Annotated in this window: 13 protein-coding genes and 2 rRNA genes (1 of these 15 cut by a window edge); 10 read left to right on the top strand and 5 right to left on the bottom strand. The window is 71.1% G+C overall.

Annotation, left to right across the window (positions count from 1 at the left end; genetic code table 11):
* The 3 genes from L3i22_RS45060 to L3i22_RS45050 form a co-directional block, all read left to right on the top strand.
* Nucleotides 1-640 (top strand): 23S ribosomal RNA (locus L3i22_RS45060) (it extends 2,442 nt beyond the left edge of the window).
* Between the two features lie 103 nt (nucleotides 641-743).
* Nucleotides 744-860: ribosomal RNA gene (rrf, locus tag L3i22_RS45055) — 5S ribosomal RNA — on the top strand.
* Nucleotides 861-1,007: 147 nt separating this feature from the next.
* Nucleotides 1,008-2,696, top strand: a complete 1,689-nt coding sequence (locus tag L3i22_RS45050; protein WP_221323547.1) for a S8 family peptidase — start codon at nucleotides 1,008-1,010, stop codon at nucleotides 2,694-2,696.
* A 73-nt stretch (nucleotides 2,697-2,769) separates the two neighbouring features.
* On the opposite strand, the gene L3i22_RS45045 is transcribed toward L3i22_RS45050, so the two are convergent.
* Nucleotides 2,770-3,249 (bottom strand): NADPH-dependent FMN reductase, encoded by a 480-nt coding sequence (locus L3i22_RS45045; RefSeq protein ID WP_221323546.1) that lies wholly within the window; start codon nucleotides 3,247-3,249, stop codon nucleotides 2,770-2,772.
* 348 nt (nucleotides 3,250-3,597) lie between these two features.
* Between L3i22_RS45045 and L3i22_RS45040 the strand changes: the two genes are divergently transcribed.
* Nucleotides 3,598-4,131: a winged helix-turn-helix domain-containing protein gene (locus L3i22_RS45040; protein WP_221323545.1), complete on the top strand. Its 534-nt coding sequence runs from the start codon at nucleotides 3,598-3,600 to the stop codon at nucleotides 4,129-4,131.
* A gap of 185 nt (nucleotides 4,132-4,316) precedes the next feature.
* The gene (locus L3i22_RS45035; RefSeq protein WP_221323544.1) at nucleotides 4,317-5,357 is read left to right on the top strand and encodes a S1 family peptidase; all 1,041 of its coding nucleotides are present in this window, start codon (nucleotides 4,317-4,319) and stop codon (nucleotides 5,355-5,357) included.
* Nucleotides 5,358-6,059: 702 nt separating this feature from the next.
* Here the strand turns inward: L3i22_RS45035 and L3i22_RS45030 are convergent.
* A complete protein-coding gene (locus tag L3i22_RS45030) occupies nucleotides 6,060-7,121 on the bottom strand; it encodes a hypothetical protein (protein ID WP_221323543.1) in 1,062 nt (353 codons plus the stop codon).
* Between the two features lie 230 nt (nucleotides 7,122-7,351).
* On the opposite strand from L3i22_RS45030, the gene L3i22_RS45025 reads away from it, so the two are divergent.
* A complete protein-coding gene (locus L3i22_RS45025) occupies nucleotides 7,352-8,197 on the top strand; it encodes a serine hydrolase (RefSeq protein WP_370644575.1) in 846 nt (281 codons plus the stop codon).
* Here the strand turns inward: L3i22_RS45025 and L3i22_RS45020 are convergent.
* From L3i22_RS45020 to L3i22_RS45010, 3 genes are read right to left on the bottom strand one after another with little or no spacing between them, the layout of a single operon-like run.
* The gene (locus tag L3i22_RS45020; protein WP_221323541.1) at nucleotides 8,187-8,771 is read right to left on the bottom strand and encodes a DedA family protein; all 585 of its coding nucleotides are present in this window, start codon (nucleotides 8,769-8,771) and stop codon (nucleotides 8,187-8,189) included. The genes L3i22_RS45025 and L3i22_RS45020 overlap by 11 nt on opposite strands.
* The gene (locus tag L3i22_RS45015; protein WP_221323540.1) at nucleotides 8,768-9,544 is read right to left on the bottom strand and encodes an MBL fold metallo-hydrolase; all 777 of its coding nucleotides are present in this window, start codon (nucleotides 9,542-9,544) and stop codon (nucleotides 8,768-8,770) included. The genes L3i22_RS45020 and L3i22_RS45015 overlap by 4 nt, the downstream gene beginning before the upstream one ends.
* The gene (locus L3i22_RS45010) at nucleotides 9,541-10,041 is read right to left on the bottom strand and encodes a DUF1990 family protein (protein ID WP_221323539.1); all 501 of its coding nucleotides are present in this window, start codon (nucleotides 10,039-10,041) and stop codon (nucleotides 9,541-9,543) included. Before L3i22_RS45010 ends, L3i22_RS45015 begins: the two co-directional genes overlap by 4 nt.
* Nucleotides 10,042-10,117: 76 nt before the next feature.
* Between L3i22_RS45010 and L3i22_RS45005 the strand changes: the two genes are divergently transcribed.
* From L3i22_RS45005 to L3i22_RS44990, 4 genes are read left to right on the top strand one after another with little or no spacing between them, the layout of a single operon-like run.
* Nucleotides 10,118-11,065, top strand: a complete 948-nt coding sequence (locus tag L3i22_RS45005) for a diacylglycerol kinase family protein (protein WP_255657633.1) — start codon at nucleotides 10,118-10,120, stop codon at nucleotides 11,063-11,065.
* Nucleotides 11,062-12,066, top strand: a complete 1,005-nt coding sequence (locus tag L3i22_RS45000) for a YihY/virulence factor BrkB family protein (protein ID WP_221323537.1) — start codon at nucleotides 11,062-11,064, stop codon at nucleotides 12,064-12,066. The genes L3i22_RS45005 and L3i22_RS45000 overlap by 4 nt, the downstream gene beginning before the upstream one ends.
* Nucleotides 12,067-12,101: 35 nt before the next feature.
* On the top strand, nucleotides 12,102-13,571 hold the full coding sequence (locus tag L3i22_RS44995) for a phosphatase PAP2 family protein (protein WP_255657632.1): 1,470 nt from the start codon (nucleotides 12,102-12,104) through the stop codon (nucleotides 13,569-13,571).
* Nucleotides 13,571-14,347 (top strand): endonuclease/exonuclease/phosphatase family protein, encoded by a 777-nt coding sequence (locus L3i22_RS44990; protein ID WP_221323536.1) that lies wholly within the window; start codon nucleotides 13,571-13,573, stop codon nucleotides 14,345-14,347. Before L3i22_RS44995 ends, L3i22_RS44990 begins: the two co-directional genes overlap by 1 nt.
* Nucleotides 14,348-14,361 lie beyond the last annotated feature (14 nt).

The following is a 14,361-nucleotide window of genomic DNA, read 5'->3' as shown; positions in this document are numbered from 1 at the left end:
TCCTAAAGGGTAACGGAGGCGCCCAAAGGTTCCCTCAGCCTGGTTGGCAATCAGGTGTTGAGTGTAAGTGCACAAGGGAGCTTGACTGTGAGACTGACGGGTCGAGCAGGGACGAAAGTCGGGACTAGTGATCCGGCACTTGCGTGTGGAAGCGGTGTCGCTCAACGGATAAAAGGTACCCCGGGGATAACAGGCTGATCTTCCCCAAGAGTCCATATCGACGGGATGGTTTGGCACCTCGATGTCGGCTCGTCGCATCCTGGGGCTGTAGCAGGTCCCAAGGGTTGGGCTGTTCGCCCATTAAAGCGGTACGCGAGCTGGGTTTAGAACGTCGTGAGACAGTTCGGTCCCTATCCGCCGTGCGCGTTGGATACTTGAGAAGGGCTGTCCCTAGTACGAGAGGACCGGGACGGACGAACCTCTGGTGTGCCAGTTGTTCCGCCAGGAGCATGGCTGGTTGGCTACGTTCGGAAGGGATAACCGCTGAAAGCATCTAAGCGGGAAGCCTGCTTCGAGATGAGGTATCCCACCACCTTGAGTGGGTAAGGCTCCCAGCTAGACTACTGGGTTGATAGGCCGGAGATGTAAGCACGGTAACGTGTTGAGTTGACCGGTACTAATAGGCCGAGGGCTTAACCACCCTAAACATTTTACTTGCGTCCACTGTGTGATTCACAGCAAACGAACAACCACCCTGATTCGTAAGAGTCGGGTTGCTGGTTTGTTCTACCGCTGACCGTTGTTACGGTGGTCATAGCGGAGGGGAAACGCCCGGTCACATTCCGAACCCGGTAGCTAAGCCCTCCAGCGCCGATGGTACTGCACTCGGGAGGGTGTGGGAGAGTAGGACGCCGCCGGACTCAACTTACAGATTAGGCCCACCCCATCCGGGGTGGGCCTTTTCTTTTTGCCCGGAATACCGGGAGCGGCGCAGCAGGAATGGGGCAGCTCGGGGGCAGAACGGTGCACGGCTCAACCGGGCGGGCCGGCGACCGATCTCGGCGGGTATGCGAAAGTGGACCTTCGGTGCCTTCCTGACCTCGGCGGTTGCCGCCTCGGCCGCTCTCGCGGCGCCCGCTGCTCCCGCGTTTGCCGCCGGCACGGTGATCGGGGCGGATGCGCCCGGTGCGGTGCCCGGGCGGTACATCGTCACGATGAAGAACCGGGGGACCGGCCCGAGCGTGCACGCCCTCGGGTCCGGCAAGGTGCTGCACACGTTCCGGGCGATCTCCGGCTACGCCGCCGAGATGACCGCCGCGCAGGCCCGCAGGCTGGCCGCCGACCCGGCGGTGCGCTCGGTCGAGCAGGACCGGCGGATCCACATCGCGACGACCCAGAAGAGCCCGGGCTGGGGACTGGACCGGATCGACCAGCGGACGGCCAAGCTGTCCAAGACGTACACGCCGACCGACGACGGCTCGTCGGTGCACGCGTACGTGATCGACACCGGGATCCGGATCACCCACCAGGAGTTCGGCGGCCGGGCGTCGTACGGCTACGACTTCGCCGACGACGACAGCAACGCCGCGGACTGCAACGGGCACGGCACGCACGTGGCCGGCACGATCGGCGGCACCCACTACGGGGTGGCCAAGAACGTGCGGCTGGTCGCCGTCCGGGTACTGGACTGCGACGGCGGCGGCTACATCTCCGACGTGATCGACGGCGTGGACTGGGTGACCCGGAACGCGGTCAAGCCGGCCGTCGCGAACATGAGCATGGGCGGCGAGAACAGCCCGTCGCTGGACCTGGCGGTGGAGGACTCGATCGCGTCCGGGGTGACCTACGTGGTGGCGGCCGGGAACGAGGACACCAGCGCGGTCTGGAGCAGCCCGGCCGACGTGCCCGCGGCGATCACCGTGGGCGCCACCGACAGCAAGGACAAGCGGGCCTTCTTCTCCAACTACGGCGGCCTGGTCGACATCTTCGCGCCCGGCGTGAACATCCGGTCGTCGGTGGCGAACAGCAATACCGCCTCGGCCGTCTACAGCGGTACCTCGATGGCGTCCCCGCACGTCGCCGGCGCGGCCGCGCTGCTCCTGGACGCGAGCCCGGGCCTGACCCCGTCGCAGGTCCGCGCGAAGCTCGTGGCGAACGCCACCACCGGGAAGGTCACCGACCGCAAGGGCTCGCCGAACCGGCTGCTCTTCGTCACGGCGCCGCCCGCCAAGCCGGTGATCGCGACCGCGCGCACCGCCGCCGGGACGGTCGGCGCCGACTACTCCGCTCGGCTCGCGCTGAAGTCCGGCCGTACGGGAACATGGTCTTTGGTCTCCGGCAGCATGCCGGCGGGTTTGTCGTTGAGCGGCGCGGGCGTGATCAGTGGCGTCCCGGAGGCGCCCGGCGACTTCGCGGTGACCGTGCGGTTCACCGACTACGTGCCGCAGGCGGTCACCCGGGTGATCGTGATCCCGGTGACGGCCGGCGTCCCGGTGATCGACACCGCCGAGCTGCCCGAGGGCGAGGCCGACGTGGCCTACTCGGCCCAGCTGCGCACCGCGGACGGCCGGGCCGGCACCTGGTCGGTGACCGACGGCGCGCTGCCGGCCGGCCTGGCGCTGGACGCGGGCACCGGGGAGATCAGCGGGGCGCCGATGACGGCCGGGACGACGACGTTCACCGTCCGGTTCACCGACACCTGGGGTGGCGCGGCGACCGCGGCGTTCACCCTCCAGGTGGATCCCGCGCAGGTCTGACCTGACGGTTCTGAGCTGCGAAAACCGCCGCGCCCGGGAGCGATCCGGGCGCGGCGGCCGGCTTCGTGCGGCGTTACAGGGCGGCCGCGGCGTACTTCTGGGCGATCTCCGCCGTCTCCGGCAGGTCGGCCTCGACCACCGGCAGGCCGGGCTGGAGGACCGTCGCCCCGAGCTCCACCAGCAGCTGCCGGAGCAGCGCCTCGGCGGCGGCGGCCTGCGGCGCGATCCCGGCGGTCACCACCGGCACCGCCCGCTTCCCGGCCAGGCCCTGGTTCGGCAGCTGGTCGAGCAGCACCTTGAGCAGCCCGGTGTAGCTGCCCTTGTACGTCGGGGTCGCCACCACCAGCAGGTCCGCCCCGGCGAGCGCGGCCACCGCGGCGGCGGTCGGCTCGTCGCCCTTGGTCAGCAGGCCGGCGCCGAGCTCGCCCACCTCGATCACGGCGGGCGTGGCCGCGCCGAGCCGGGCGGCGATCGCCTCGCCGACCGCGATGGCCAGGGCCGAGGTCCGGGACCCGGCGCGGGGATTGCCGGACACCACAACGATTGCAGTCATCGGTTTCGCGGCGCGGGACCGGTGCGGCCCGTGATGCGCCGCGCCTCCTCTCCCTCAGATGTCCACCAGTTGAGAACTTCTCTACCTGCCTCACCCTGGGGGGTCGACAGGCATTGGTCAACGACAGTCCCAAATCCTAGTAAAAATATCGGGGAAGTGGGTGTAGGGCCAGCTAGGACGGTCGCGAAGCGCCTAGCCGGGGCCGGATCGGGGCGGATCGCGCGGTGTGGGGCCTGGTGTGATGTGGCGAGCATGACTAGCATGCGGTATGCCTATCTAACAGATAGGAATTATATCCTTGCCAAGCGCCGCCGGATCCGGTGGCCGTCGCCGTCTGAGGAGTCGCACATGTCCGCGCTCGCCATCGCCCACCCGCGCGCCACCCACACCCGCCCGGGGCTGCGCCCGGTGCCCGATCTGCCGGAGGGCGCGCCGGTGGAGGCGCCGGTGACCGTGACGATCAGCATCGCCGGTGGCGCCGGTGGGCGGGACCGGGTGCTGGCCGCGCTGCGCGAGCTGGTCGACGCGGCCGGGCCGGGCGCCGCGGTCGAGGTGGATCTGCCGGAGGTGGTGGCCGGGCGGGACGGTGAGATCGTGCTGGACCCGCGGGCCCGTACCGCGCTGCGCGCCGGCCGGCGTCTCGACCTCAGCCGCCTGGAGTACGACCTGCTCCTCTTCCTGGCCCAGCACCCGCGCCAGGTGTTCAGCCGGACCCAGCTGCTCACCCACGTGTGGGGTCACCGGCACACCACGAACCGGACCGTGGACGTGCACGTGAGCCGGCTGCGGACCAAGCTGGACGATCCGGAGCTGATCACGACGGTGTACGGGCTGGGCTACCGGCTGGCCGATGACGCGCCCATCGCCGTACTGGAACGGTGATGGTTCATCCCGAAAGGGTCATAGCGCCAAGGCTATGGGGAGCGGGTTTCCGCAGGTCAGCAGTGACTTGATCACTATTGTGCCAGATTGGCCGGTCCTTGCGGCATCATCGATCACTTTGAATACTTGCGAGCACTGGCATGCCGGACCGGTATGCCACCTACCCAATCCCCCTGGGAGGAACCGTGCTCAACCCGAAGCTTCGCCGACCGATCGTCGGCATGGCGGTCGGCATTCTCGCGGGCAGCGTCATGGCCGTCACGTCCCCCGCCTCGGCGGCCCCGGCCGTGGCTGACGCGTCCTTCGCGCCGTCCGCACTTGCCAGTAAGTTGGACAGCCAGTTGGGCACCCGCGACGCCGGGTCCTACCTCGACTCCTCCGGCAAGCTGGTGGTCAACGTCACCGACGCGGCCACCGCGGCCGAGGTGACGGCCTCCGGTGCCACCCCGCGCTACGTCGCCCGCAGCGGCGCGACCCTCGCGGCGGCGGACGCCAGCCTGAAGACGAACCTGAAGACGCCCGGCACGGCCTTCGCCGTCGACCCGGTCACCAACCAGGTCGTGGTCAGCGTCGACGAGAGCATCACCGGCGCCAAGCTGGCCGCGGTCAAGGCGACCGTCGCGAAGCTCGGCGACAGCGCCCGGATCGAGACCATCGCCGGCAAGATCAGCACCCGGATCTCCGGCGGCGACGCGATCTACGTGAGCGGCGCGCGCTGCTCGCTCGGCTTCAACGTGCAGAGCAGCTCCGGGACGAAGTACTTCCTGACCGCGGGCCACTGCACCAACATCGGCGCCACCTGGACCAACGGGTCCACCACGCTGGGCACGCGGGCCGGCACCAGCTTCCCGGGCAACGACTACGGCATCGTGCGCTACACGACCACGTCGGTCACCATCAGCGGCGCGGTCGGCTCGCAGGACATCACCTCGGCCGGCACCCCGGCGGTCGGCGCGACCGTCTACCGCCGCGGCTCCACGACGGGCATCCACTCCGGCCGGGTCACCGCGCTGAACAGCACGGTCAACTACTCGGAGGGCTCCGTCTCCGGCCTCATCCGGACCACCGTCTGCGCCGAGCCCGGCGACAGCGGCGGCTCGCTCTACTCCGGCACCACCGCCCTCGGCCTCACCTCCGGCGGCAGCGGGAACTGCAGCTCGGGCGGCGTCACCTACTTCCAGCCGGTCGTAGAGCCCCTGAGCGTCTACGGCGTCTCGGTCTTCTGACCCTGACCCACCGCTCAACCGCTCGATCGCTCAACCGCTCGATCGCTCAACCGAGAGGCCGGTCCTCACTCTGAGGGCCGGCCCTCGGCCGCCACTCCACGAGCGCGATCGTCGCTCGGGAGGCCGGCCACATTCGGCCTTCGCGTCACCGGCCGGCAGGAACGTGACTTTGTCCGAAGTCCACTCTCCGACGCAGGGTCGTCCGGTGCGCAAGGTCCGCGCGGCGGGGTCGCGGTCGCGGCCCCGCCGCAAACCCATTCCCGGGTACGGCGGCAGCCACGCCCGCCCGCCACAATCCCGCGCCCGGCCCGCGATCCCGAGCCTGCGCCCGAAGTGGGCACCGGCTGGAACCGTGGCCGGAGGCGGTGTCCAGGACAATGACCACCCGCGGGCCGCAGCGGGCAGCGATGGCGACGTTGCCCGGCGGGCAGCCGGGCCGTCTGTCAGGTCGTGGCGAGCGGCGTTGGCGCCGTGCCGCTGCCCGATCGTGGCGCCACGTGCTGGTGGTGCCGGGTCGTGGTGAGCAGCACCGGCGCCGTGCCGTTGCCTGATCGTGGCGCCGCGTGCTGGTGGCGCCGCGAGGCAGGGGCCAACGTCACAACCCACCCGCCCTGGGGGAAGATCCGCTGACCAGTGTGGCGGAAATCCGGAAGATCAGGTCGGTGGCCTGTGGACAGCGCGCCGCTGTGGACAACCGCCTGATCATGACTTGATGTGGTGGTCCTCGGTGCGTTCCTCGCCGCGGCGGCGGAGGAGTTTCAGGCCGGGGAGGCCGGCGATCGCCAGGTGGAGGTCCTCGGTGACGGCGAGGAGCTTGTGCAGGTCCGGGCCGACCTGGTCGAGCTTGTTGAGCAGCGGCATCACGTCGTCGATCATGTGGTCGCGCAGGGCCGGGAGCTGGTCGACCATCCGGATCGCGGCGGTGACCTCGTCCGGGGTGAGCTCGTCGACGAAGCGGCCGGCCAGCGGGGCGGCCTTGCGGAGCGTCGGCGCGTATTCGCCGAGCAGCTCGGTGGCGACCTCGGCGGCCTGGTCGGCGCGGGCGACCACGGACGACGCCCGGCCGGCGACCGCGCCCGCCTCGGTCACCAGGTCACGCGCGGCCGTGCTGACCGTGCCGGCCTCGCTGACCAGGTCACGGGCGGCGCCGCTGATCGCGCCCGCCTCGGTCACCAGGTCGCGGGCGGCCGTGCTGACCGTGCCGGCCTCGGTGACGATGGTGCGGGCCGCGGCGCTGACCGCGCCCGCCTCGGCGACGATCTCGGCGGCCGAGGTGGTGAGCGAACCGGCCTCGATCACGATGGTGCCGGCCGCGTCGGCGGTGCCGGCGGCCCGGCGGACCACCTCGCCGGCCGCGTTGGAGATGGCGCCGGCCTCCTCGACCGTGATCGCGGCGGCCGTGCTGATCGCCCGGACGTCGCCGAGCAGCGCCTCGACCGTGCCGGTGATGGTGCGGACCTCGGCCATGGTGGCGCCGGCTCCGGCGGTGATCGTGCGGACCTCGGTGATCGTGCTCTCCGCCGCGGTGGTCACCGCGGTCACCCGCTGGATCAGCTCCTCGACCTGGCCGACCGCCAGCCCGGCCCGGTTGACCAGGAGTTCTGCCTGGCTGAGCAGGCCCAGCGCGCGGACCGGCACGGTCGCGACGGCGCCGGCGGTCTCGATCACCTGGCCGATCGCGGCGCGGGTGAGGTCGGCGGCGACAGCCGGCGCGGCCAGCGCGGCTCGGGACACTTGGACTGCTCGGTACAGCAGGGACGCCATATCTTCATTCTGCCCTCCAGCGGCCGGCCCAACACCTGATGCGCGGTTGGTGCGGACCACAGCGGTGACGGACCGTAGCGGGGACGGGGCGGACCGTGGAAATTCGGATATTCGTGGATGATTCACAGTCATGGACGTCACCAGGAGGGGCGCGGAGAGGGCATCATGCTCTGGTGCGAGGTTCCCCGAAGTGGTTTCTGTCAGTGGCGGTCGTCATCGTCCTGGGAGGTGTGGCCTTGCTGGCCAAAGGGGTGATCGGCAGTGACAGCGCCGCCGCCACGTTCCTGACCGGCAGCACGTCGGCGGCCTCGCCGACACCGACCGGGCCGAGCCCGGAGGAGCTGGCGAAGGCCGCGCGCGCCAAGCAGGTGAAGGCGCTGGACGCGGCCCTGGCGAAGTACGCGGCGACGGTTCCGGAGTTCTCGGTCGCGGTGCTGGACAAGAAGACCGGGGAGCTCTACGCCTACCGCGGCGACGAGAAGTACGAGACCGCCAGCGTGGTGAAGGTGCAGGTGCTCGCGTGCCTGCTGCTGACCGCTCAGGATCAGGGTCGCAAGCTCACCTCGACCGAGGACACGAACGCCAAGAACATGATCCGCAACAGCGACAACAACGCGACCACGGCGCTGTTCAAGAGCCTCGGCAAGCAGACCGCGATCCAGAAGTGTGACAAGCGGCTGGGCCTGACCGGCACCACCGTGAACAGCTCCTGGGGTCTGACCCGGACCACGGTCAAGGACCAGGTGAAGCTGTTGTCCCAGCTGGTCGCGGAGAAGAGCCCGATCGCCGCGAAGGGCCGGGCGTACGCGCACACCCTGATGAGCACGGTCAACGAGACCCAGCAGTGGGGCGTCCCGGCGGTGGCGCAGCCGGGCGAGGAGTTCACCGTGAAGAACGGCTGGCTGGACCGCTCGACCGAGAACGGGTTGTGGATCGTGAACTCGGTGGGCCGGATCACCGGTGACGACGTGGACGTCTCGATCGCGGTCCTCTCGCACCTGCACAAGACGCAGGCGGACGGCGAGAAAGTGATCGAGAAGGCGGTCAAGATGACCCGGACCTACCTCAAGTACTAGCCCCTCGAGTTGTTGCCGCCGCCCGGCGCTTGGTCCACCAGGAGATGGCCTGGTTGACCACCAGGATCAGCGCGACCGCGGCGACGATGCCCTGCCACGGCTGGGGGAAGATCGAGCCGCCGGCCACGCCGATGCCGGCGTAGACGGTGGCCCAGAGCGCGCAGGCCGGCAGGTTGGCGACCACGAACGTGCGCCAGGACAGGCCGAGGAACGCCGCGGCGAGCAGCACCGGGACCCGGCCGCCCGGGATCAGCCGGGACACCAGCAGCACCGGGACCTGCCGCTGTTTGAGCCGGTCCTTCACCCCGGCCAGGTGTTCCTCGTCACGCAGCCAGCGCAGCCGCCGGGCGAGCTGCTCGCCGCCGAGCCGGCACATCGCGTACATCGCCAGGTCGCCGAGGTAGGCGCCGGCCGCGCCGGCCGCCACCACCAGGACGATGGTGACCGGATGGTGTTCGTGGAAGGCGAGCGCGGCGGCGCCGCTGACCGCCGCCCCGGTCGGCACGATCGGGATGATGGCGCCGAAGCAGACCACGGCGAAGAGCCAGGCCAGCGCGCCCAGCGTGGCGATCACGCGGCCGGTCCCAGGGTCAGCGTCTCGCCCTGCGCCAGCACCCGGACCCGGGCGTCCGGCGAGGTGCGCGCGGCCAGCTCGGCGAACCGCGGGCCGGGCCCGGCGAACATGTGCTGCCGGACCCGCCCCATCCCGATCGGCCAGAGCGTCCCGTAGTGCACCGGCACCGCCCAGGACGCCTTCACCCGGCGCAGCGCCTCGGCCGCGTCGGCCGCGTCCAGGTGACCGTGCGAGCCCAGGGTCGGGCCCCAGCCGCCGACCGGCAGGAGCGCCAGGTCGAGCGGTCCGAGGTCGTGCATCTGCTCGAAGAGGCCGGTGTCCCCGGCGTACCAGATCTTGGTGTTGCCCTCGACCACGAAGCCGATGGCCTCGGCCCGCTCCCTGGACCACGGACCGCGTCCGCCGTCGTGCCGCGCCGGGACGGCGCGCACGCGGACCGCGCCGACCTCGACCTCGTCGCCGACGCCGACCTCGACGCATCGCTTCGCGATGGCCGGGCCGAGTGCTTTCGCGGCGAAGGCGGCGGCGCCGCGCGGCACGATCAAAATCGGATTTCCCGGTACGGCCTTGATCGACGCCACGTGGAAGTGGTCGGCGTGCAGGTGGGAGAGCAGGATCGCGTCCGGCGCACCGGGCAGCCGGGGCGCCGGCCCGGCCATCCGCTTGAGGTGGGCCAGCCGGTCGGTGAGCACCGGGTCGGTGAGCAGGGTGACCCCGGAGTCGGCGAGCCAGACGGTGCTGTGTCCCCACCAGGTGACCGATGTCGTGCTCACCGGCTCACGGTACCCAGCCGCCGCAGCACCTGTCCGCACCGGCGTGCGTAGGCCTGCTGGACCAGCACCGCGAACGGCCCGGCCAGTCGCATCAGGGCGCCGGCCGGGCGGCTGAACGCGGTCGCCGCGAACCACACGTCGTCGTGCTCGTCGCGTTCCACGACGAACGCCTCCTCACCCGTGGCCGGGTGACCGGGCAGCGTTCCGTACCCAAATCCGATCTTGTCGTCCGTCTGGGTGATCCAGACGATCTCGCAGGGGGCGCTGACCGGGCCGAGGCCGATGGTGAGCGGGACGCCGGGCGCGGCACGCCCGGCGGCGGTGCGGACTCGCGCGCCGGTGGCGCGGTGCATCCGGAAGGTCAGGACCGCCTCGCCGGCGGTGGCGAAGACGGCCGCGCCGGAGCCCAGTCGGGTCCGATAGCGCAGGTGGCGGTAGCCGTCCGGCAGCGGTCCGGTGCGGGTCAGGCCGATCTCGGGGTACGTCAAGCGGGTCACCCGGGAAAGTGTGCCCTTCCCGGGGCGGATTGATTCCTGAGTCGCAGCTGTGACGTTGCTCGGGCAAACTGTGGCCGTGACAGGACCTCGTTCGGCCGTTGTGGTGAACCCGGCCAAAGTGACCGATCCCGGTCAGCTCCGGAACACCCTGCGGGCCACCTTGAACCGGGCCGGGTGGCCGGAGCCGCAGTGGTTCGAGACGACCCCGGAGGACCCGGGCCGCGGCCAGGCCAAGCGGGCCGTCGCCGAGGGCGCCGAGCTGGTCTTCGCGTGCGGCGGCGACGGCACGGTGACCGCCGTGGTGACCGCGCTGACCGGCACCGACGTGGCGCTCGCGGTGCTGCCGGCCGGGACCGGGAACCTGCTCGCGGCGAACCTGGGGCTGGGCACCGACCCGGCGACCGGGGTGCAGGTGGCGATCGAGGGCGGCCGCCGGCGGATCGACGTGGGCGTGCTCGGCGATCAGTACTTCGTGGTGATGGCCGGGATGGGCTTCGACGCGATGATGCTGCAGGACACGTCCGAGCGGGCGAAGAAGCACATCGGCTGGCCGGCGTACCTGTTCGGGGCGGCCAAGCACCTGCTGGACCGGCCGATGCGGGTGCGGATCCGGCTGGACGGCGGCGCCCCGATGCCGCGCCGGGCGCAGAGCGTGATCGCCGGCAACGTGGGCCGGCTGCAGGGCGGGGTGCACCTGTTGAAGCGGGCGGTGCCCGACGACGGGCGGCTCGACGTGGCGATCATCAGCCCGGATGGGCTGTTCTCCTGGGCGCGCCTGATCGCCGGGGTGGCCAGCCGGCGGGAACGGGTGCCGCGGATGGAGACGTTCACCGCGTCCCGGGTGGAGATCTACAGCAATCACGCGCAGCCGCGGCAGTTGGACGGGGATCTGATCGCGTCGGGCAAGGCGATGAAGATTTCCGTACGCCATAAGGCTCTTCTGCTCTGTGTGCCGCAACCCGACGCGGACCCGGACCTGGCCTACGACGCCGCGGCGGTCGCGAAACGGGCCAAGGTCCAGTGAGCAGCACCGAACCGGTCCCCGAGACCAGGACCATGGCCGGGGACGAGCTCTCCGCCGACGACGCCTACCTGGCGCTGCGGAACTACGGCGGCTGGCCGTTGCTGCGGGACGCGTTCATCCGGTTCCGCTACGGCGACGGCTTCAGCCACTCGCGCGCCTTCGCGCTGCAGCTCTGCCTGGCCATCGTCCCGTTCCTGATCGCCCTCTCCGGCCTCGCCACCGACCTGGGCGCCGAGTCCGGCGGCGAGGTGGTCGCGGACACCGTCATCGCGCTCACCCCGGGTGCCAGCGAGCCGCTGGTCCGCGAGCTGCTGATGGACGACGAGCGCACCGAGGACGCCGGTGAGCTGGCCCTGGTGCTCGGTCTGATCACCGGGCTGGTCGCGCTGACCACCGCGATGGCCCAGGTCGAGCGCGGCGCCAACCGCATCTACGGCGTCGAGCGGGACCGGCCGGCGCTGCAGAAGTACACCCGGGCCGCGGTGCTGGCGTTCACCGCCGGGCTGCCGGCGCTGTTCGGGTTCCTGATCCTGGTGGCCGGGCGGGCCGCCGGGGAGTCGGCCGAGCACCGATTCGACCTCCCGGGCTGGCTCCGGGTCGGGTGGGACGTGGTGCGCTGGCCGGTGAGCCTGGTGCTGATCGTCTACGCGGTCGGCACGCTGTTCAGGCACTCGCCGCGGCGCAAGCAGCCGGCGCTGTCCTGGCTGCTGTTCGGCGCGGTGGTGGCGACCGTGCTGTGGTGGCTGGCGAGCCTGCTGCTGGCCGGGTACATCCGGGTCAGCGGGAGCTTCGGGGCGACCTACGGCCCGCTCACCGCGATGATGGCGCTGCTGCTCTGGGCGAACCTGACCGGCCTGGCGTTCTTCCTGGGTCTGGCGTTCGCCGCGCAGCTGGAGGCCCGCCGGGTCGGGGCGAGACCGGCCCAGCCGGACCAGTGGGAGCCCGGCCACGACGTGCCCGCGCAACGCACGGCCGGTGTACCGACCGACTCCACGGGGTAAGAACGCGGCACCCCCGACCCCATTGGGAGCGTGCCGTGTCCGACCCGAAGAACCAAGACAACCGCGTGGTGGAACGCGCCGGCTGGGCCCCGGTCCGGCATTTCGCCGGGCGCAGCGTGCTCGGCCTGATCGCGGTGATCGCGGTCGGGCTGGGCTTCGCCGCGCTCCTGCTGCTGGTGCGGTTCCACTGGACGCCGCTGCAGGACCTGGACCACGCGGTCGCCGAGGGCCTGAACCATCAGGTCGCCGGCTCCGCGACGAAGGTGAAGATCCTCCAGCAGATCTCCACGTTCGGCGGGCGGGTCTTCATGACCTCGCTGGTCGCCGTGGTGGTCACGATGCTGCTGATCCGGCGGCGGCCGCGGCTCGCGCTCTACCTGGTGATCACCGGGGTCGGGGCGATGATCCTGGACCCGTCGCTGAAGACGCTGGTCGGGCGGGTCCGGCCGGTGCTGGAGTCGCCGGTCGCGCACGCCCCGGGGAACAGCTTCCCGAGCGGGCACGCGCTGGGCTCGATGATCGTCTACGGGATGCTCGCCCTGGTGCTGCTCCCCGGCGTACGAAATCGGTGGAGGCCTTTGTTCCTGGGGTTTTTTGCCCTGATCGTGGTGCTGATCGGGTTCAGCCGGATCGCACTCGGCGTGCACTTCCTCTCCGACGTGCTGGCCGGCTGGCTGCTCGGGATCGCGTGGATCAGCACGACCGCGTACGCCTTCCGGGTCTGGCGCCGGGAGGCCGGCCACTCCGCCGAGCACGTCCTGCACGACGGCCTCGAACCGGAGGCCGCCCACGACCTCGAGCTCACGCCGGCCGAGCAGGCGGTGCTGCCGCACCCGTGGGTCAAGGGCGCGGAGCTCCTGGTCGGCTGGGTGCTCACGTTCGGCCTGCTCTACGGCCTCGGCTGGACCGTGACCAACTGGAACCCGAGCTGGGACGACGGTTTCTGCCGGTGGCTGCAGACGTTCCGCACGCCGGGCCTGGACCAGGCGAGCTGGGTGTGGAGCAAGGCCGGGGACACCCACGCGATCCTGATGATCTCGCTGGTCTTCTGCCCGCTAGCGCTGGCCCTGTGGCGGCAGTGGCGTCCGGTGCTGTTCCTGGTGCTGGCCATGGTCGGCGAGCTGACCCTGTTCCTGACCAGCGCCGCCGCGGTCGGCCGGCCCCGGCCCGGGGTCGAGCAGCTGGACGGGCAGATGCCCACCTCGTCGTTCCCGTCCGGGCACATCGCCGCGACGATCTGCCTGTGGGTCACGATCGCGATCATCGTGACCGCCCGGCTCCGGCAGCCGTGGCGCTGGATCTTCCCGGTGCTCGCGGTGGTGATGCCGCTCGGGGTCGCGACGTCCCGGATGTACCGTGGCATGCACCACCCGACCGACGTGCTCGGCGCGTGCCTGCTCGCCGCGGCCTGGCTGACCACGCTCTGGTTCGTGGTCCGGCCGAACGCCCACGCGGTCACCGCGAAGGAGGCAGCGGTGGAGAACCGGCAGCTGGTGGACGCCTGATGCGCTTCATGACGTGGAACATCAAGACCGGCGGGGTGGACCGCGGGCAGCGCTTCCGCCTGCCGGCCATCGCCGAGGTGATCACCGCCGAGAAGCCGGACATCCTCACCCTGCAGGAGCTGCGCGACTTCACCCGCAACGACGGGCGGCGGATGACCGAGCTGGCCGGGGCGGTCGGGATGACCCCGTTCCTGGCCCGGTCCGGCCTCGGGATGCCGGTGGCGGTGCTGGTCCGCGATCCGCTGCGGATCACCCACACGGCGAGCGTCACGTGGCGGCTGCACCACGCCGCGGCGGTGGCGGTGGTGTCGACCGGCTCCGGGCCGGTGACCGTGATCAGCGCGCATCTGAACCCGTTCGCGCCGTACCGGCGGATGCGGGAGGCACGCTGGCTGGCCGCGCGCTATGTCCGCGGCGACCGGGTCGTCGTCGCCGGTGATCTGAACGGGCTCGACCCGGTCGCCGACCACACCGCGGCGCTGGCCAGCCAGCCCGCGCTGTTCCGCAAACGCCACCTGCACCGGGACGGGACGGTGGACACCCGGGCGGTGGCCGCCTTCGGGATGACCGACCTGTGGACCACGGCCGGTGACGGCGACGGGCGGACCGTGCCGACCACGCAGGGCGGCGGGCGCGAGTTCGGCGGGATGCGCCTGGACTACGTGCTGGCCACGCCGGCGATCGCGACGACCGCCCACGACATGCGGGTGCTGCGCGGCGGCCCCACCGAGCACGCCTCCGACCACTACCCGGTCCGCCTCGACCTGGACATCTGACGGTTCGCCGCGCG

This window comes from Actinoplanes sp. L3-i22, assembly GCF_019704555.1.
Classification (GTDB): Bacteria; Actinomycetota; Actinomycetes; order Mycobacteriales; family Micromonosporaceae; genus Actinoplanes.
This window is presented reverse-complemented; position numbering and strand designations above follow the sequence as displayed.